The sequence below is a fragment of the Metabacillus sp. Hm71 genome (genome assembly GCF_051842955.2).
In the GTDB taxonomy this organism is placed as follows: domain Bacteria; phylum Bacillota; class Bacilli; order Bacillales; family Bacillaceae; genus Metabacillus.
This window is the reverse complement of sequence record NZ_CM200278.1, coordinates 1,959,608-1,979,810: the sequence shown is the minus strand read 5'-3', so window position 1 is coordinate 1,979,810 and position 20,203 is coordinate 1,959,608. Positions and strand designations below refer to the sequence as shown.

Sequence of the window (20,203 nt, the reverse complement as noted above, 5' to 3'; positions counted from 1 at the left end):
ACTCCCTATTTTGGATCATACTCTCATGTTTTTGTTTATTTAATATATGGCTTTGTCCGCAGGCCAGATCTTCGAATAAATGCTAATACATCTACCTTCACTTCTGTCTCAGGAAAGATTTCATCATTCCATTTTTTATCGATTTTCTTCCACAGTTTTGGGTCCTCTCGGTTGACATATTCACCAAAACTAAAAATATCGCTCTTTTCTTCTTTTGCAGCTTCTATGGCCATCATCACCTCATCTTTTATTTCCTTCTGCAACTGCTTTTCAAGTTTTTCAAAGTTTTCATATTTCCCGAGATCCATGGAACAATGAACTTCCGAGATGTGACTTTCCGATCGCACTGAGACATAAATAACGGGTTTATCATTTTTAATGTCGACTTTTATATTCGTTTTGGACCGCATCATATCAACGGCAACACCCTTTTTTTTCTTTTTACAATCCAGGTTTAAGGTGGTTTTGGTCAATTCATTATTAACCCATGTAGCACCACGTGCAGCATCATCATCTAACCATTTTTGGAGTTTCCCGTTTCTAAAAATGGCAAGTCCTTTTATTTGAAGTTCCGCTTTTGGAGATATTTGTTGAACGTTTGTTAACTTACTCCCTTCTTCTTTGGTTCCTATAATCTCAATTCCTGTCAAATGTGCCGCCTCACCTCCTAATTGTTGAATAACTTGATCTGCCCGGCTGCTTGCATACTCTCCCCACGTTTTTTGAGTGGATTCTAAGCCGCCGACAATTTTTGCTGAAGGAATCGGCTCTAAAGATGTCATGATTTCGAGAACATTTTTTGCTGAATTATTTCTAACGACTAGAATTGGAAAAAGCGTTCGAAATTGTGAATCACGTTCAAGCCAGTCAAATAAATCTTGAATGCCCTTTTTTCTCGCCAAATCCTCTCCAATCACCATTAATTGGAGATGAGGAAAAAAAAGTTCCTGCGGCAGCTTTGGCGCAATTTTTCGAAGTGTTTCCTGAATGGTGCTCCCTGTTGACGTATAGGTCGTAACAGGAGATAAATCCCCTTTCCCTCCTTGTTGTCCACCAGCTATTTGTCCCTCATTTATCACTTGAACTGTGACGCGATATCTGTTTTCTAGATCATCGCCGCCTTCATCTATACCAATAGCGCTCACGATGTCAATGTCCTGTAATTCTTTGCGATCCCAACATCCTGACAGCAAAGCAATGGACAAAAGCAGTATAAACATGATAAATGGTCTATGTTTCATTAGAATCCCTCTTTGATTTATTATCCTTTTGTTGATTTTCTCTCGATGATGGCCCGAGATTATGAGGATCACCTGTCCTCTTAATTTTCTTTTGGTTAATTAATCGAGGACGCGTTGACAAAAATGGCTTTGGATACCGGATGATCGTATCTTTCCAATCAGTCAAAATAAGCGGGGCAAAGGGAACCAAGTATGGAATACCAAAAGAGCGCACACTGCAAGTATGTGCAACTAACATAATGACACAGAGTCCAACTCCATAAAGACCAAAAGAAGCGGCAAAAATCATCATCACAAACCGAAGTAAACGAACAGCATCCAGCATCGTATGGTGGGGGATCGTAAAGCTTGCAATTGCTGTCCCTGCCACCACAATGACCATCGCACTTGAAACTATTCCCGCCGCAACAGCTGCTTCCCCCAATACGAGTGCACCAACAATGGAAACCGCCTGACCAATCGGCCGAGGCATCCGAACACCTGCCTCTCGCAAAACCTCAAATGTTATTTCCATTAATAATGCCTCTATAAATACCGGAAATGGAACCCCTTGCCGTTGTGACATTAAGTTAATTAATAAAGGTGTTGGGATCAATTCTGGGTGATACGAAAGAAATGCAATAAAAAGAGACGGTCCAAGCAGGGTGATTAAGAATGCACCGACCCGTAAGATCCTTAAAAAACTGGCGATATTCCAACGCAAATAATAATCTTCGGCCGTTTGAAAAAACTGGCTCCACACCGCTGGTAAAATCAACGGAATCGGTGTACCGTCAACAAAAATAGCAACACGTCCCTCCATTAAATTTCCGGCCACCACATCAGGTCGTTCCGTTGTTAATATAGTTGGCCAAGGCGTCCATGTGTCATCATTAATCCATTCTTCAATCGTATTGGAACCAGTAATCTCATCCGCTTCCATTTTATCCAGTCGCTCTTTGACTTCTTTAAGAAGCTTGTCATTGACAATTCCTTTGACATACAAAATTGCTGCATCTGTTTGTGTGATCTTCCCAAGCTTCATCGTTTCAATCCAGAGATTAGGACTTTTAATCCTGCGGCGAACCATTGCTGTATTCGTAATAAGTGACTCCGTAAAGCTGTCTTTTGGCCCTCTGACAGCAGGTTCTGTCATAGGTTCTGTAATCGATCTCAACTCTCCGCCTTCAGCAGAACAGCTGAGTGCTTGATTCCAGCCGTCAATTAAAAGAATGGTTTGCCCTGATAAGAGGGAGAGCAGCAGCTTGTTTAAATCTGTTTCATCTTTAACTGTTGCCACAGTTAAAATGTTTTCTTTAATATAAGTAAATAATTGACCGGGTGACTTTGGGTCAACACTTTCAGTATTGTTAACATTACCCATCAATCTTTCTATAATAAAATTGCCAATGATCTGCTTATCAGATAATCCATTAATATACAAAAGAGCAACCTTATGTAAGGTAGGTTTTCCCATTTTAAATTCACGAACAGATAAGTCACCGCTGTTCCCTAATGCTTCCTTTATATTTTTGAGATTTATATCTAATTGTTGGCTTATTTCCTTTTGGGTTAAATTTATTTCTGAATTCATATACTGGGGTGACTGTTTACTTTTTTTTCGACTTTTTGTTAACCGCTTCCATGCACTGTTCATTTTCTTATAACGCTCCAAGTTTATAGTGTCATCGAAAAGAATAGTTCGATGCGTTCTCCCTATTGGTTATCTTTCCTATTTACTTAATTTTTAATACTTGCAAGAAAACACATACAAAAATCAAAAAACGACTGTACATTTCATCTGAAAGGTAACAGTCGTTTTTTCAACTACTATACTAATGTATTAATTTTTTTATTTTATAATAGGATCATTGATAAACAGTACGCTTTTGTTGAATTTTATGAAAGGCAACCTTAGTGTTCCATGTTAACCAAAAAGCCATAGCGCTTCCAAAGAAAAAAATAAACAAACCGGCAAACTTGGTAAAGACAACAAAGATCGTTAAGCATCCTCCAACCATCATAACGCTATGAAATATTCTTGTAATACTTACAAATAAGACATTTTTAAAAAATTCTCTAAGCGAAAGTCTTTTTTGGACAAAAAGCGGGAACATAAACGGGAGCATGATGATAAATAAAAAGCCTACAGTTATCATAAGATAACGAAGCATAAAAAAGAATGTTCCTCCTTTTTGAAAAAAGAATTGAAGATTAAAATAAAGGAGTCCAGCAGCCGCTGTTAAAAGTATTCCAAGCAGCTGCGAACGAAGAAATTCTTCCTTGAATTTAGTGAAAAATGTTTTAAAAACTGGTATATCTTTATTTCCGCTTACCCATTCATTTGCTACATAGAACATTGATACTGTAGAAGGGAAAAGTCCAAAGACACCCAAACCTGCAAGTGTAAATAATACCCACAATGCATTCAGGTAGAGTAAGCGATAGATCCAATCAAACATGTTCATCAATTTATTCATAAGAACCACCCCGTTCCACCTTTTATACTAATTAACTCTTTGAACCAGTTAATGCGATCCCTTCAATAATTTGTTTTTGCGCAATGACATACACGACAAGGACCGGAATAATAGAAATCGTTGTTCCTGCCATCATTAATGACCAGTCTGTAAAGTATAGACCTTTAAATGTATTTAACAGTAAAGGGACTGTAAATTTTTCAGGTGTTGATAAGTAAATTAATGGCTCAAGGAAACCGTTCCAAATTCCCATGAAAGAAAAGATACCGAACGCAGCCAAAGCTGGGCGTATTAAAGGTAAAATAACACTCCAATAAATACGTAAAGGATTTGCACCATCTATGACAGCAGCTTCCTCCAACTCATTTGGAATCCCTTTGATAAATTGGCGTAATAAAAACACACCAAAAGCATTAAATAAACCAGCGGGCACAATTAAAGCCAAATGGGTATCAATCCAGCCAAGTTTATCCATGATAATATAAAGCGGAACCATTGTAACTTGCTTTGGAATCATCATCGTGGCTAAAAATAAAATGAATAACACATTTGAACCGCGGAAGCGAATTTTCGCAAAGGCATAGGCAGCCATAGAGCAAGTTAAAATATTTAAAAACACGACCAAGCCAGTGATGTAAAAACTATTAAAATACGCTTTACCAAATGGCATGGCTGTTAATGAGTTCGGATAATTCTGGAATGTTACTGGGTCAGGCAGCCATTTCGGCGGGACTAGGAAAATTTGCGACATATCCTTAAGCGAACTGCTGATTGTCCACAAAAATGGCGCGACCATTAAAAAAGCACCGATGATTAATACAATGTGAAGCAAAATTCTTGTTGGTCTAATTTTCTTACCAAGGCTCACTGAAATATTTCGATCTACAACCGTTTTCGTTTGAACTTCACTAGTCTTCATAATGAACCCACCTTTGTGACATCTTAAACTGGAGTAAAGTAAACAATAGAATAATAACGAATAGGATCATCGCAGCAGCCGAGCTCACGCCCATTTCAAAGTCAACAAATGCTGCTTCATAAATATGATAGACGAATGTATAGCTTGATTTTGCCGGTCCTCCACTTGTCATAACAAACGCTTGGTCAAAAACTTGGAAGGATGAAATAATCGCCATAATCGTGATAAAGAATGTTGTTGGTGACAATAACGGCAATGTAATATGACGGAATTGCTGCCATTTATTTGCACCATCAATTTCAGCTGCTTCATAATAGGATCTTGAAATCCCTTGGAGCCCCGCTAAGAAAATAACCATGTTATGACCTAATCCCCACCAGATACTTAACAAAGCAATTGAGGGCATAACCCACTTTGTATCTGTCAGCCACTTTGGCCCTTCAACTCCAATATTCGCTAAAACTTGGTTAAGGATACCGAAATCACCGTTTAAAATCCACATCCATATAACACCGATAGAGACAGAGCTTGTAACGACCGGCATGAAATAAAACAAACGGTAGAAGTCTTTTCCTTTAATTTTATTTAAAGCAATGGCAACAGCTAATGAGATTCCGATACTAAAAGGAATAACAAGAATTGTGTAGTATACAGTATTTATTAATGCTTTCCAAAAATCAGGTTCTGTAAATTGATCTACATAATTTCCTAGACCGATGAACTCTTTTGCTCCAAATCCGTCCCATTTCATAAAGCTCAACGTTAATGTAAAAAGAACCGGAATTAATGAGAATGCTAATAAACCGATTAACTGAGGTGCAAGAAATGTATAACCCCAGAGATTTTGACGACTTCTCAATGGTATCACCTTCTTCTGTATTGATAAGGAGAGGACTGTCTCTAAATCAAAGGGTCAAAACTCACCGAATACAATATAGCAGAACTATTTGTAAATTGGAGGAGTCAGACCCTTTTTAAGACAGGCCCCTAATTGACTAATTATTCAGCTCTGTGTTCCTCAATCATTGCTTTTGCTTTTTCAGCAAGTTTGTCTACTGTTGTTTTAGCATCGTCTTTACCGAGATACATTAAGTCCATAATGTCATTAACCTCTTTGTCCAATCCTGGAATGGTTGATTGGATAGCGTTAGCAAATCCTTGCTCACGAGCATTAATGATGACGTCTACGTGCTCAGGAACTTTTGATTCTGTTACAACTTCATCAATACCGTTGACAGATGGAATTGCGTTACCAATACCAGTTAAACGGTCTTTTTGTCCAAGAGTAGAAGTATAGTAAGATGCGAATTTCATCGCTGCTTCTTTGTTTTTAGAATCATTATTTACAGCCATATATGCTGTTGGGATTGCAACTGGCTCGGTTTTGTTTTCAGTGTTTGATGGCCAAGAAATATAATCCCACTCTAAAGATTTGTTTTCGTGGAATAATGGTGTAAACCATCTGCCTGCAGCAACCATTCCAACTTGTCCAGACATAAACATTGCTTCTGCTCCTTGACCTTTTGGAAGAGATCCAGTATACGTGAAGTTTTTGTCTTTTACCATTTTTGCAAGGAATTCCATTGCTTCGGTTCCCTTAGGATTTTGGTCTAATACAAAGTCACCAGTTTCTTTGTCATAAATTTCTCCCCCATTCGCCCAAATCCAGCTAAATAAAGAAGCCCAGCCGTTATCTGCGATAAATCCATATTTTCCGCCATCACGTAATTGGTCTGTCACTTCTTCCATTGCGGCGAAATTCCATTCACCAGCATCGAAATATTCTTGAGGAGATTTAATACCTAATTCTGAGAATAATTTTTTGTTGTAGTAGAGTAACATTGGGTTACAGTCAACAGTAATACCGTAAATTTCATCATCTTTTTTAGCAGCACCCCATAAACCTTCAGCAAATTCCTCAGGTTTTGCATAGCTTTCTGAACTATTCATAAATTCGCTAAGCGGAGCTAATTTTCCAGTTTCGATAATTTTTGAAATATCACCGTCACCCACGTAGAATACATCTGGAGCTTGACTTCCTTGAAGTTGTGTTTGTAATTTTTGAATATACCCATCACTTGGGATTGGTACAAGTTTTACTTTGATATTTGGGTTTTCCTTCATGAATCCATCTACAGCTTTTTGGTAAACTTTAATCTCTGCTGGATTTCCCCAAGCTGAAAATGTCAAATTAACCGTTTCACCAGAACCATTTGAGCCTGAATCTGATGAACTTGAACTACTAGAATCGCTGCAACCTTGTAGAACCGGTACCATCACAAGCAATAATACAAGTAATAAAAATGCAAGTTTTGTTTTCTTCATACATTTACCCCCTATTTTGTAATTGCGGTAACTTTGATTAAACACTTTCTAGAAACGAAACCAAAAAAAGCTGATTTTAGTATTTATGTATAATTGTGCCTCACCTCCTTAAATGCTAAGAACACCAGAAAGCGTTTTCATTTTCTGTAAATTAGGGTAAAGAGACTGAGCAATTTATTACATAAAACCCGTCTAAAAAGACTACTAGCATAAAGATTTTACAGTCTCTCTTTCAATGATTGAGTGCGGAAGAATGAATGTCTGATTAAATGGTTCATCCTTTATAATGGCAACAAGATGACATACAGCTATTTCCCCCATCTGTTCTAGCGATTGCGACAACGTTGTCAGCCTTGGAAACGACATTTCTGCAAGTTGTGTGTTGTCATAGCCGATGATTGAAAGCTGTTCCGGAACGTTTATTCCAAATTGGTGTGCCTTATTAAGAGCACCGACTGCCATTTCATCACTGGCCGCAAAAACAGCTGTAAACTTACTGTTTTTATTTAATAATACTTCCATGCAATCGCTTCCACTTTTATAAGAAAAATTACCAAATTCAATTAATTCATCATTTAGCTCTATTCCATGGTCAGCCAATGCCTGTTGATAGCCCTTTAACCTTGGCTTTCCGGCAATTACATCTTTAAATGTTCCGCTTATCATGGCAATTGAGGTGTGACCTTTATTTATTAAGTAGCAAGTAGCATCATAAGCTGCTTGATAATCATCCACTTTTACAAATGGATAAGGAAATTCTTCACTTATTGATGATACAAGAATGACTGGTATGTCGGTTTTTTCAAGTTCTTGATGTACTTCTTCTGTTAATTTCTGACTTAAAATGATGATGCCATCTACTTGCTTTTCCTTTAAAAATTCCACATATCTTAGTGTTCTTTCACCGTTAAGGGATGCATTGCAAATTATGACACTGTATTGAAGCTCATTTGCTGTTTCCTCGATCCCATGGAGTACCTTTGTGGAAAATAAAGAAGAGAGCTCTGGCATAATGACTGCTATTGTTTGCGTCTTCTTCCTAACAAGTCCCCTCGCAATTGCATTTGGTGAAAATTGTAGTTCAGCGATTGCTTTTAATACTTTTTCTTTTGTTTCCCTTGAATAGCCCTTTTGATTATTATTTAAGACTCGAGAAACGGTTGAAATGGAAACACCAGCTTTTTTAGCCACTTCTTTTATCGTTGATTTCATTTTTTCACCTTTCGAGAAAACGTTTTCTTATAATCTATTTAACTAAGAATATAATCGAAGGCGAGAAACAAGTCAATACTAATTTTTCCTTTAATAAAAAATTCACACAAAAAGACTAGTTAAGAAATCAGGTTAACAAGTTAACAAAAACACTTGAGTTTTTACTTTATATTAACTAATTTTTACTTCACACTTAGAGATTAACAGAAAAATCAAACGCTTACAACTACTTTTTTTCATTTTTTACTATTATACCCTCCTATCTTTTTCAATTCTTCCTAAGTAAAACATAACTTTATAATAGTAAAAACATCCTATTTCATTGTGTATTCACACATAATAAACAATCACTATATTTACTAAATAAATGACCTTAGTTTTCCCCTACCTAAATACATTATTTTGTAATCTTTTATAGGACAAATTCATGTATCGATGTATGAACACCTTATTTTTTACCTAAACTAAAGAAAGGGAGGTAATAAAAATGAACCAACTAACAATTTTACTTATAAAACTTGTTACATGTATGATTGCTTTTGGCCTTGGTTTAGATTTATTTTTTGATGCAACGATAGTGGATATTGTTTCCTTTAGTTTATTTGTAACTATTGTTTCGTATGTTTTAGGAGATCGTATTATTTTGCCGCAATTAGGGAGACGGGCAGCAACAGTTGCAGATTTCGTGTTAACCTACTTAAGCGTTTGGATTTTCGGAAGCATCCTCTTAGAGAACTATATGCAAATTGCTTGGGGGAGCATTATATCTGCCGTGATTATAACAGCAGTTGAGGTTTTTGTTCATTTATTTTTACAGGAGCGTGTTACAGGAGCTCTTCCAGAAAGAAGAAATGCCGGGATAAATCCTTCATTAGCTTTTGGGACAGAATTTGGAGAAGAAGAGGATTTTACAGATCTAAAAAAATCAGACAAAAATTAAAAAACTCGTTTGAATGCAAAAAACCAACTGCGTTTTAGATTTCAGTTGGTTTTATTGTTGAACGATATCTCTATTTAGCCAAAAATTTCTTTGGCGAGCCGCTTTCCTGTTGGAGTTGCTGCTAAACCTCCTTCTGCTGTCTCCTTAAGAGCATTTGGCATCGTTTGGCCGATTCTATACATGGCATCGATTACTTCATCACAAGGTATTTTACTTTTAATGCCAGCTAATGCCATATCCGCAGCTGTGATTGCATTTGAAGCTCCCATTGCATTGCGCTTTACACATGGCACTTCAACCAAGCCTGCAACAGGATCACAGACTAATCCAAGCATATTCTTTAATGTAATTGCCATAGCTTCTGCCGATTGTGAAGGTGTACCTCCAGCTAGCTCAACAATTGCCGCCGCTGCCATGCCGCTTGCAGAGCCCACTTCCGCCTGACAGCCGCCAGCTGCACCTGAAATGGACGCATTATTTGCTACGACAAACCCGAACGCTGCTGCCGTAAATAAAAATTCAATCATTTCCATTCGTGTTGGATTTAACTTTTCTTTAACGGCAAACAAGGTACCTGGAACAACACCTGCTGAACCAGCTGTGGGTGTTGCACAAATGGTTCCCATTGCTGCATTTACCTCGTTTGTTGCGACTGCCTTGCTTACCGCGTCTAACAATACATTCCCCGCCAAGGCTTTTCCAGTTTTTAAATAATTCTGAAGTAAGACGGCATCCCCGCCTGTAAGTCCTGAAAAGGATTGAACACCTTTCAATCCGCGTTCAATTGCCTGCTCCATCACCGTTAAATTCCGGTCCATCTTTTCAATAATTTCTTCTCTTGAAAGGCCTGTGACTTCGATCTCTTGTTGGATCATCACTTCTGCTATTTTCACTTGTTTGCTTTCTGCAAGCGCAACAAGCTCTGTTACATTTCTAAACATCATTATCCCTCCAAAGAACTGTCATTACTCGACCATTCGGATCGTTTGAGTAATATTCGGCAAGCTCTCAATCTCCTGTATGACGACGTCATCGATCTTTTGATCCACTTCAATGACCATCATTGCCATATTGCCTTTTTCCTTACGAGATACTTCCATCCGTCCAATATTTAATTGATATTTTGCTAAAATATTCGTTACACCTGAAATTGCTCCATAACGATCTTGGTGTACAACAAGAATCGCCGGATATTCGCCTGACAATTTAAGTTTAAAGGAATTTAATTCTGTAATTTCAATTGAACCGCCGCCAATTGAAATTCCTACAATATCGAGCTTATGTTCACCATTTGATAATTGAATTCTAACTGTATTTGGATGATCAGTCACAATATTTTCAGCGATAAATTCAATTTCAATCCCTGCTTGCTCAGCTAATTGCAAAGCTTTGGGAATTCGTTCATCAAAAGTATCAAAGTCGAGCAAACCGCCAACGATTGCTACATCTGTTCCATGTCCTTTGTATGTTTTAGCAAATGAGCCATATAAGGAAATAACAGCTCGTTTTGGTTCACGACCAAATAATGTTCTTGCAACACGGCCGATACGTGCTGCCCCAGCAGTATGTGAGCTTGATGGTCCAATCATGATCGGACCGATAATATCAAAAGCAGATTTATATTTCATTTGTTCTCACCCCTAATAGTTTATGCAGCATTTTTTACAAACTGTGAACCCCTTTTTATTTATTTCAAGTATATATTTTTTCGTTTTGTAATCGCTTTCAAGGTATATGTTACCGAATGGATAGAATTTCACATAACTCCTTTTCACAAAAGTATCTTAACATAATATATACATATTGAAAATGTTTTTTTATCCTCTATGAAAATTTTGTAAAATTCAATTTAAACTTAATATTAATTGAACGTAACATTCTACCATTTCTTTTTGAAAGGCAATTAGAGCAGAAATTAATATTATTTCTGTAGAATTATTTTATCATTCGGAATAGAGAAAAAACCGCTAAAGTATAATTCCTTAGCGGCCTTTTCATATTTTCCTATTTTTAAAAGACAGAAGTATTGGCTTCAATCATTTTTTCCGTTGTCTTCCATAGTTTAGGAAGAAACTGGATCACGTCGTTTCCACTGCGAATAAGATCACTTGTAGTTGTTATTCCAATATCTGCAAGGAGTGCTTCAAAGGCTGGAGATCGATCACGTTGCAAACTTTGCGGTGCGTCTGCAGCTAATATTTTATGGCACCGCGCAAATGTTGCAACAATCCAAAAAACCGTTTCTCGATGATATCCTGTACGAATAAGATGGCGGCTTCCATCAATAACAATCGGTCTGGCAGAAAGAGTAATGTCAGAGCTAAAAAAGAACGGTGTCTTTGAAGCTGCTGCAGCAAGATCAAATGTTTGGGCAAGCTGATCAAGATGCCCTTCAACTTGCTGAGGAGTTAGGTCGGCACAACCGAGCAATTCCAATAATTCTGTATAGACGTCAGCAAACCCGTATTCCATAAGCACTTTGCGAGCAGCGAGATAGCGAAGCCTTACTGTTGGATTTTGCAATGCTGCAACAAGAATGACATGTGTAGTGATACCAGTCGGAAACACCCATGATGTCACTTGATCATGAAATGGCGCAGAAAGATCGAACCCGCGAATACCATTTTCAACTTTACTTTTTGCATTTTCACAACGTTTTGTGACCCATTCCCGTTTAGCAAATTGCTTCGATACTTTCGCAAAAAGTTTATCAAAATGTCCTGTCGGGTCAGCAATAATGGTATTCACTCGGAAACTGCCTGCAAGGTGATAGGAAGTTAAAACCTCTTCGACTGTACCGAACAGATTCCATGATAAGTAAGTGACTTCCAACAATACATTCTTATATACAAATTTACCAAGCTTAAGCGGTACTTCCTCCTGGGAAGTAACCACGACAACATCCACATCAGAATACGGTGACATTTCTGCATCTTCAGGCATTCCCACCGTTGATCCGCTGAAATACGCTCCCATAAACCATTTTTCCTTACTGGCATTCTGTAAAACCCATTCAGTAGCAATTGACTTTGCCTTGCTAACCTTCATCAAGAACACCTCTCATTAGTATTTGACCGATGGAATAAAGTACATCTGGGATCAATTCTTTTACAACACTTCGTTTCTTTTTTGCAAATAACGATATAATATCACACTCGCTACCGAACAAAGTAAAGCACATAATCCAATAAAAATAAAACCTGCCTGAAATCCTCGGGTTAAACCGATCTCCGAACCATAAAGGCCGGTAAACCATTCTTTGAAAATATCAATAATGGCGCCAATTAGAAAATTCCCCACTACAACAGCAATCCCCATTAAGGTTACTGTAAAGGAAATCGCTGCATCAATACCATTTGGATAGCGCTTTGCTAATAATGCCATCACTGTAGGATAGATCGGTGCAATTCCGAAACCTGCAAGGGCAAATAACCATATTGCAGTTGAACCGATTAACGTAGCTAGAATTGTTGCAAGTCCTGCAATGGCAGAAAAGATGATCAGTGAGGTCATAAATCCAATTTTATCTGTCACGAACCCAAGCAAAAGCCTTCCTAGCATAAAGCATAGGAAAAATACGGATAACATAACAGATGAAGAGGTCGCGCTCCACTGATAAGATTTTTCTAAAAAATTAACAAGCCAGCCGGCGATTGATAACTCAGCAATCACCCCTAAGGAAAGGATTGTGATGATTAACCATGCTGCAGGGTCTTTTATATACACTTTTAAGGGTATTCTTTCCTCAATTTTCGCATGATCCTCTGGAAACCTGCTGAAAATAGCTGGAATCATCGGTATTAAACAAAGGGACAGCATTAGCACATACATTCCGCGCCAACCTAATTCACCACCAAAAAGATGCATCCCCATTAGACCGGTCGCCATGATTGGAGCAGCGGTTGAGCTTAATCCATAAAAGAAATGCGATAAATTCATCATAAATCCGGTATTTTTCGTAAAAACCCTCGCAGCCAAGATCGCTAAAGCGATTTCAAGCATTCCGTTGCCAATATACATTAAGAAATAGGAAAGCGAAAACATCACATAATGACTTGAAAAATAAATGAAAAATCCAGATAACGCCATGGAACCAAATGCTAATAAGCTCGAAAGCTTAATTCCATATTTAGATGTTAAAACTCCTGTAAAGCTGCATGCAAGCAAAAATCCAAGTGAATTAAACGCCAAAAGCATACCAATTTGCAGTTCATCGATCACAAAATCCGTTTGCATTCGCGGGATTGCCGGTCCCTTAATATTCTCAGAAAAGCCAAAGACTAAATACCCAATAAAAATGACGAGAAAAGGGAGTGGTATGTATCGACGGCTTTGACGAACCTGTTGTACTGTTTCTAATTCCATTCACAAAAACCTTTCTATATATTTATTTTTAAAATCCATAAACTTACTATTTACTAGTATACAAGGTTTTTGAAAAAGGGGACAGTCCCCCATCGCTTTAAAGTAGTGAGGGACTGTCCCCTTCATAAAGTTCGTATGCACGTATTGTTTTTTTCATTTTTACTTGTTCTATTTGTGGGTTTTCTTTCTTCCGTTTGTTCATTTCTTTATGATCGTTCACATGTTCTTCTCTTGAGATCCATGCTTTAAATGCGTCATGTGATTCCTTATTTTGATACGTAAACAAATTCTACGGTGTCCTTGTTTTCTCGGCGCCAGCATTCAAAATTAACTAGTCCTTTTGCCTTTCCAAGCTCTGATTTATCTTTTTCATGCTTTCTTACAAGACGTTCCTCATAAGCTTTTTCAATTTCAAAAACAGCAGTGTTAACAAACATGTAGATCATCCTTTCAAATCTATTCATAATAATATCTAGCAATCTTATAATCCTTATATTTTCAGCTGATTTGTGTAAAGATCATGATAAAACCCGAATTGATTCAATAATTCCTCATGGTTTCCTTGCTCGATGATTTCCCCATCTTTGATAACTAATATCCGATCAGCCTGCTCAATTGTCTTAAGCCGGTGTGCGATTACAAAGCATGTTTTTCCTTTAGTCAGATTGCGAAGCCCTTTTTGTATCTCTACCTCTGTTCGAGTATCAATATTTGCCGTTGCTTCATCAAGAATTAAAATATCTGCATTGGACAGAATCGCCCTTGCGATTGAAAGCAACTGCTTTTGCCCTTGACTAATATTTGATCCTCCTGATTTAATCACCGTGTTATATTGATCCGGCAAATGTTTAATAAATCCGTGGGCTGATGCTGTTTTCGCCGCATGGATAACCTCTTCCTCTGTTGCATCCAATTTGCCATAGCGGATATTTTCCATTACCGTTCCGGAAAATAAATAAGGATCCTGCAAAACGATTCCAATTCTTTTGCGTAATTCTCTTAATCTATAATCCTTGATATTCCTGCCATCAATAAGAATTTCTCCAGATTGAATATCATAAAAGCGCATAAGCAAATTAATGATTGTTGTTTTACCAGAGCCTGTTGGTCCCACTAAGGCGATCATTTCACCAGCTTTTGCGGAAAAATGAATATTCGAAAGGATTTTCTTATCATTGTTATAGCTAAAATCAACATCGATAAATGTAATATCCCCTTGAAATCGATTGACTGGACGTGCGTCTTTCTTATCTTTTAGATCTGGAACTTCATCCATTGTTTCAAAAACGCGTTCCGCACCTGCTAAAGCTGCTTGAATCGAATTAAGCAGGTTTGACAACTGATTAATCGGTCGAGTAAATTGTCTTGAATAGGTAACAAAGGAAGCGATGACCCCCACCGTTGTCATCCCTTTTAACGCCATGATTGCACCAACACCGATAACTAGCCCCAATCCAAGATTACTTAGGAAGTTATTAATTGGACCAAGGAAGCCTGAGAACATATCAGCTCGCATCGCAGATTGGCGTAACCGTTCATTCACTGAATGAAATTGTGTAAATGTTTCCTCCTCCTTACCGAATAATGTAATCACTTCACCGCCGCTTATCGATTCCTCTATAAAACCGTTCAGCTCTCCTATATCTTTTTGTCGTCTTAAAAAGTTTTCCCTGCTGAACCCGATAATCTTCCTTGTTACAAACAGCATAAGCGGAATCGTCACAAAAGATACAAGTGCAAGTATCCAATCCAATGAAAACATGGCGATCGTCACTCCGGCTATGGTTAAGATAGAAGAGATAATTTGGATCACACTTTGACTTAATGCCTGATTCAGGTTATCAATATCATTTGTAAACCTGCTCATCAAGTCTCCATGCTTATGACGATCAAAAAAGTGTAAGGAAAGTGTCTGAAGCTTCGTAAATAAATCTTCGCGCAAGTTCCCAATTGTTTTTACCGATACATTGACCATCATATACGCCTGCAGCCATGTAAAAAGAGATGCACCAATGTATATTCCCAGCAGCATCACTGCCATTCTGATTGTCCCTGTAACATCCCCAGGGATAATATAATGGTCAATAATCACGCCAATATAATAAGGTCCTAATAAGCTCAACAAGGAGGAAATGATGACGAAAACTCCAGATAACACCAAACCTGCTTTATGTCTCTCCATATAATTCCACACTAGCAAAAGGGTTGCTTTCGTATCCTTCGTTTTAGCAGCTGGTCCTGTCATTCTTCCTTTTGGACCGATGCCTGTTGATTGTTGTATTCGTGATAGGGATTGATTGCTCAACTTACTACACCTCCCTTTTGTGCTTGTGTATGATATATTTCTTGATAGACTGGGCAATTTCTAAGCAATTCTTGGTGGGTGCCGAGTCCTACCATTTCGCCTTCATCCAGCACAAGGATTTTATCTGCATGAATGATTTATGAAAGTTTAGAAGCGATGATGAAGGTTGTTGTATGAAGATACCTGGTTTCCAAAGCCTTTAGAATGCTTGCTTCTGAACGTGCATCAACTGCTGAACTAGCATCATCTAAAATCAACATCGCCGGCTTTCGAATAAAGGCTCTCGCAATCGATAGGCGCTGCTTTTGTCCACCTGAAAGATTTGTCGCACCTTGTGTTAACTGATGCTCATAGTCTGCTTCTAGCTTTTCAATAAACTCAGCTGCACATGCATCCTCTGATGCGGCTGTTAGCTCCTCAAATGTTGCAGAGGTTTTTCCAAATTTGAGATTGCTTTTGATACTTCCTGAAAATAAAAACGGTTTTTGTGAAATATACCCAATGGAAGCACGCAAATCTTCTAAATTTATCGTCTTTATGTTTTTTCCATCAATAAGAATTTCTCCCTCATCAGGGTCGTACAATCTAGGCAGCAGTTTCATTAACGTCGTTTTTCCGCTGCCTGTCGGACCAATAATCCCAATCTTTTCACCATTTTGAGCAACAAAGGAAATATTCCTTAAAACATGTTCACCATTTTTACTATAGGAAAAAGAAACATTCTTAAACTCAATGGTTCCATTGGTCGGAAAGTCATTGGCAGAAACTGTATTGCTTTCATGCTTATTTTCTGTTTCCAGCACCTGTTGAATCCGAGCAGCCGACGGTACAGCACGAATCAGCTGCATTAATACCATACTGCTTGACATTAAAGCCATAAGGATAATGTTCAAGTAATTGATAAACGCAAGGATCACACCAACCTGAAGCGCTCCTCCATTCACTGGCATGACACCTAGAACAAGGGAAATTACAATACCAATATTAATGACTAGCAGCAAAATCGGCATAAGGACCGTAATGATTTGATCAGCATGTATTGTTGTTTTTGTTAATGTATCATTTACAATCTTAAACTGGCCAATCTCGTAATCTTTCCGGACAAACGCTTTGACAACCCGTATTCCTGCGATGTTTTCCTGCAGCTTTGTATTAAGCTGATCCATCCCTTCCTGAACCCGCTTAAACCAGACACCGGCCATTTTGGAAAGCAGGATAATAAAAAATAGCAGAATCGGAACTAGAATGAACAATAGAGGAAACAGCTCTCGTGCCTGAAAAAAGACAATGATAATGCTGCCAATAAAAAGCAGCGGTCCCCTGACAAACACACGGAGCGTCATCATCAATGCTGTTTGAACCACGGAAATATCACTAGTTAAAATCGTAATTAATTTACCTGAACCAATATGATCACGATTTTCATTTGATAAAGATGTTGCTTTTTTAAACACATCTCTTCTAATATCAGTAGCAAAATTGACCGCAGCACGTGTACTGTAAATTGCGCAGCCTGCACCCCCAAAGAGGCCAATTACCGCAGCGCCAATCATAAGAATGCCCATGCTTATGACATAATTCATATCTCCATTAACAATCCCATTATCAATCATTTTTTGCATAATCATTGGCTGCAGGAGATCCATCGTGACCTCCAACGCCATTAATAACGGGGCAAGCAAGATAAATAGTTTATATGGCTTTGTGAACGATAACAGTTTTTTGACAGATTTCATAATCTTTACTCCTACCTATCATTTTTCCTTTTTATCCGTTTCATTTGACCATTGAATGAGTTCGTTTCTTCCCTTCCTAATAATTGAGACGAGCTCCTCTGCAAGTGCTGGATTCGTTAATACAGCTCTCATCGCATAATGAAATTCGAGCTGAAACTTATCCATTTCTGCTCTGACCACTGCTGCTTCAGTAGATTGCTTCCACATTAAGCGGAGACGCCATTCCTCCCAGAATACTTCGTCATCGTCCTGGACAAGATCTTCTAGAAATTCCAATCCTTCCTGCTTTAAGTCATACACTTTTTTATCAGCTTGTTCATCTACTGATATCAGCTCTTTATCTAATAAATCCTGTAAAGCAGGGTACACCGTACCCGCGCTCGGGGAATAGAACCCGCCACTTCGCTCTTCCAACAGTTTCATTACTTGATAACCATGTCTAGGCTCTTCTTTAAGAAGCTGGAGAATCGCTAGTTGGATCAGCCCCCGTCTCTTTGCAAATTTTGATTTCATTTTGTCTCTTAAATGTGAAGGCTTTTCAAAGAAGTGACGTGACCTTTTCAAGCCCTTTTCAGATAAGGACAACATATTCTTTTTCGATAAGATGATTTCTTCCTGAAGCAAAAAATCAATGGCCTCACCTACCATGGGTATTTCGTTTCTTAAAATTTCCTGTAATCTTTCCCTGCTTATATCCTCACGGCTTATATGAATTAAGATAGTAAGAATATCCTGTCTATTAAAAAATGACACCACGAAACCTCCATATCGTTTTAATTACGATTAATCTTAATCGATATATTGATGGAATACAAGAGATATATCGATTATTTTTATCGACATAAAAAAAACGGCCTCATTAATAGAGCCGTTAGTGTTTTGTTCTTCTATCTATGAATATTGAAGCAAATCTAGAGAGTTAGTCATCTATTGCGGTTTGGACAACATCCAGTAATTTGTCGAATCCATTCTGTGCAGAAACTGGATGATAATTTGGAGAATACGGATCACTAAATCCATGCAATCCTTCAAGTTTAATGACCTGAACATTTTCCTTTTCTAATTTTTTTAGTAGCTCATCTACTTGAAAGGAATGCTCCTTTTCCGGAAAAAAAAAGCAGTGTTGGGCATTTTGGTGATATTTCTGTATAATTCCTTATTTTGGAACCATAAAAACCAATGATACCATCAATCTTATCATCCTCACTGCAAAGCCAAGCAATAGTCGCTCCGATGCTATACCCTAATATAAGGATTTTTTCATACTTAGCGTTTAGATCCATAATAATAGAGTTTACTTTATTCTTTGCACTGATCAATCCAATATTCTCAGTAAAATGCTGATAAGCCTCGTCAACTTCCGTATAATCAAAAGGAACTTCACGATCAATTAAATTAGGACAAACAACATCTGCCCCTAGCTCCGATACCACCCTGCATGTTTCCTTCATAAATTGGTTCAAACCATAGATTTCATGGAGAACAATAACTAGTGTGGAGGACCCTTTTCCTATGATATCTGTTGTCATCCCAATTCCCGCCTTTTGTTATTCATTACACAATCAAGATCGAAATAATCCAAAATGCTCCTTTGCTGCTGCTTTAAATCCTTGTTCATCAACTTCTGTTTTTTTCACCACCCCATCAATCCATTCCGTTAATGAAGTGTCTGTCAATATTTTCATTCCATTTTTCGTTAACCTTGTCACAAGCTTTCTTTTATTAAATGGCGATTCCTCATGTTCTAGAATCGTTTGTTGGATCTCATTTAATTCTGAAAGAGTGTTAACTATTCGGTTTGAATCAAAAGCATACCCTAATGTCCACTCTTGATCTTTATCCTTTCGTATCATTTCAAAAACATAATTGCCATGCTCTGTAGCTAGCTTTCTTACTCTAAACTCGCCGTTTCTGGATGCTACACTCCTGCCGCTTAATGGAACCGGCTTTAACGGCAAGTTTCCCCCGAAGCCGGTATCAATAAGGTATGTCTCCCCCTTATACTCTAGCAGGTTTGCGACATGAGTGCGCCCTACAGAGTTCCAGCGTTTCTCTTTGTCATTATAGACAACTCCACGAATTAACTGGACGTTAAAACCATTATTTAAAAAGAAGAAATAAAGAAAAGCATTTAGTTCATAACAAAGACCGCCTTCATTTTTTATGGCAATTTTGTTTAGCAAGGATTCCTTTGTGATTTCAATCGTGTCATTTGCGATGATACATAAATTTTCAAAAGGGATGGCTGTTGCTGTTTTTTCAAGGATATCATCCAATTTTTCAAAGGTTATCATTTCATTTTCTGGATAATTGATTCTTTTACGAAATAATTGATCAACATCATATTCATGTTGATTCATCTAGAGTCCCTCCTTAGATTTTCTAATATGTATACAGACTTATTGTCCAAATGACCAACATCCATTCCAATTATCATGGTACAATAAATGGGACAATAGAAGGTTTTCTCAAGGGTGTCGGCACACTCCTGGTAAAGGGGGTGAGGCTGATTGACGATTTTTGAATCATTGATGTTTTCGGTTGCATTTGCAAGTCTAATCGTAGCGATTCTATCATTTGACTCAAAAAAATAATCCACCCTTGAGTTAGTGGCTCAGGTGGATTCTTCTACCGATTTGGCCGACTCCTTTAAAAAGGAACCGTCTATTGCAGGACCGTTTGGTGTTCCAGCACCAGCGGT

General features: G+C 37.9%; 18 protein-coding genes and 1 pseudogene. 1 reads left to right on the top strand and 18 read right to left on the bottom strand.

Features of this window, described 5'->3' with window-relative positions; genetic code table 11:
- Window positions 1-35: 35 nt before the first annotated feature.
- The 7 genes from ACSVDH_RS09315 to ACSVDH_RS09285 form a co-directional block, all read right to left on the bottom strand.
- The gene (locus tag ACSVDH_RS09315) at window positions 36-1,241 is read right to left on the bottom strand and encodes a Ger(x)C family spore germination protein (protein WP_439249208.1); all 1,206 of its coding nucleotides are present in this window, start codon (window positions 1,239-1,241) and stop codon (window positions 36-38) included.
- Entirely contained in the window at window positions 1,231-2,877 is a 1,647-nt protein-coding gene (locus ACSVDH_RS09310; protein ID WP_439249207.1) for a spore germination protein, read from the bottom strand. Before ACSVDH_RS09310 ends, ACSVDH_RS09315 begins: the two co-directional genes overlap by 11 nt.
- Before the next feature lie 211 nt (window positions 2,878-3,088).
- Window positions 3,089-3,700, bottom strand: coding sequence for a YesL family protein (locus ACSVDH_RS09305; RefSeq protein ID WP_439249206.1), 612 nt, complete (start codon window positions 3,698-3,700; stop codon window positions 3,089-3,091).
- A gap of 31 nt (window positions 3,701-3,731) precedes the next feature.
- Complete coding sequence (locus ACSVDH_RS09300) at window positions 3,732-4,619, bottom strand: carbohydrate ABC transporter permease (RefSeq protein ID WP_439249205.1); 888 nt, start codon at window positions 4,617-4,619, stop codon at window positions 3,732-3,734.
- Entirely contained in the window at window positions 4,609-5,478 is an 870-nt protein-coding gene (locus ACSVDH_RS09295; RefSeq protein ID WP_439249204.1) for a carbohydrate ABC transporter permease, read from the bottom strand. Before ACSVDH_RS09295 ends, ACSVDH_RS09300 begins: the two co-directional genes overlap by 11 nt.
- A gap of 140 nt (window positions 5,479-5,618) precedes the next feature.
- On the bottom strand, window positions 5,619-6,944 hold the full coding sequence (locus ACSVDH_RS09290) for an ABC transporter substrate-binding protein (protein ID WP_439249203.1): 1,326 nt from the start codon (window positions 6,942-6,944) through the stop codon (window positions 5,619-5,621).
- A 204-nt stretch (window positions 6,945-7,148) separates the two neighbouring features.
- Complete coding sequence (locus ACSVDH_RS09285) at window positions 7,149-8,156, bottom strand: LacI family DNA-binding transcriptional regulator (protein WP_439249202.1); 1,008 nt, start codon at window positions 8,154-8,156, stop codon at window positions 7,149-7,151.
- 487 nt (window positions 8,157-8,643) lie between these two features.
- Here ACSVDH_RS09285 and ACSVDH_RS09280 point away from each other — a divergent pair, with 487 nt between their 5' ends.
- On the top strand, window positions 8,644-9,096 hold the full coding sequence (locus ACSVDH_RS09280) for a YndM family protein (protein ID WP_439249201.1): 453 nt from the start codon (window positions 8,644-8,646) through the stop codon (window positions 9,094-9,096).
- A gap of 74 nt (window positions 9,097-9,170) precedes the next feature.
- Here the strand turns inward: ACSVDH_RS09280 and sdaAA are convergent, their stop codons facing one another.
- The 11 genes and pseudogenes from sdaAA to ACSVDH_RS09225 form a co-directional block, all read right to left on the bottom strand.
- A complete protein-coding gene (sdaAA, locus tag ACSVDH_RS09275) occupies window positions 9,171-10,037 on the bottom strand; it encodes an L-serine ammonia-lyase, iron-sulfur-dependent, subunit alpha (protein ID WP_439249200.1) in 867 nt (288 codons plus the stop codon).
- A 24-nt stretch (window positions 10,038-10,061) separates the two neighbouring features.
- The gene (gene sdaAB / locus ACSVDH_RS09270) at window positions 10,062-10,724 is read right to left on the bottom strand and encodes an L-serine ammonia-lyase, iron-sulfur-dependent subunit beta (protein WP_299089153.1); all 663 of its coding nucleotides are present in this window, start codon (window positions 10,722-10,724) and stop codon (window positions 10,062-10,064) included.
- A 382-nt stretch (window positions 10,725-11,106) separates the two neighbouring features.
- Window positions 11,107-12,144, bottom strand: coding sequence for a hypothetical protein (locus ACSVDH_RS09265; protein WP_439249199.1), 1,038 nt, complete (start codon window positions 12,142-12,144; stop codon window positions 11,107-11,109).
- A gap of 60 nt (window positions 12,145-12,204) precedes the next feature.
- Window positions 12,205-13,461 (bottom strand): MFS transporter, encoded by a 1,257-nt coding sequence (locus ACSVDH_RS09260; protein ID WP_439249198.1) that lies wholly within the window; start codon window positions 13,459-13,461, stop codon window positions 12,205-12,207.
- Window positions 13,462-13,558: 97 nt separating this feature from the next.
- Window positions 13,559-13,747: a hypothetical protein gene (locus tag ACSVDH_RS09255; RefSeq protein ID WP_439249197.1), complete on the bottom strand. Its 189-nt coding sequence runs from the start codon at window positions 13,745-13,747 to the stop codon at window positions 13,559-13,561.
- Entirely contained in the window at window positions 13,728-13,898 is a 171-nt protein-coding gene (locus ACSVDH_RS09250) for a hypothetical protein (RefSeq protein ID WP_439249196.1), read from the bottom strand. Before ACSVDH_RS09250 ends, ACSVDH_RS09255 begins: the two co-directional genes overlap by 20 nt.
- Window positions 13,899-13,951: 53 nt before the next feature.
- Window positions 13,952-15,706: an ABC transporter ATP-binding protein gene (locus ACSVDH_RS09245; protein WP_439249780.1), complete on the bottom strand. Its 1,755-nt coding sequence runs from the start codon at window positions 15,704-15,706 to the stop codon at window positions 13,952-13,954.
- A gap of 56 nt (window positions 15,707-15,762) precedes the next feature.
- Window positions 15,763-17,502, bottom strand: a pseudogene (locus ACSVDH_RS09240) (ABC transporter ATP-binding protein).
- Between the two features lie 18 nt (window positions 17,503-17,520).
- On the bottom strand, window positions 17,521-18,255 hold the full coding sequence (locus ACSVDH_RS09235) for a PadR family transcriptional regulator (RefSeq protein WP_439249195.1): 735 nt from the start codon (window positions 18,253-18,255) through the stop codon (window positions 17,521-17,523).
- A 323-nt stretch (window positions 18,256-18,578) separates the two neighbouring features.
- Window positions 18,579-19,031, bottom strand: coding sequence for a dienelactone hydrolase family protein (locus tag ACSVDH_RS09230; protein WP_439249194.1), 453 nt, complete (start codon window positions 19,029-19,031; stop codon window positions 18,579-18,581).
- Window positions 19,032-19,064: 33 nt separating this feature from the next.
- Window positions 19,065-19,862 (bottom strand): arylamine N-acetyltransferase family protein, encoded by a 798-nt coding sequence (locus tag ACSVDH_RS09225; RefSeq protein WP_439249193.1) that lies wholly within the window; start codon window positions 19,860-19,862, stop codon window positions 19,065-19,067.
- Between the last annotated feature and the right edge of the window lie 341 nt (window positions 19,863-20,203).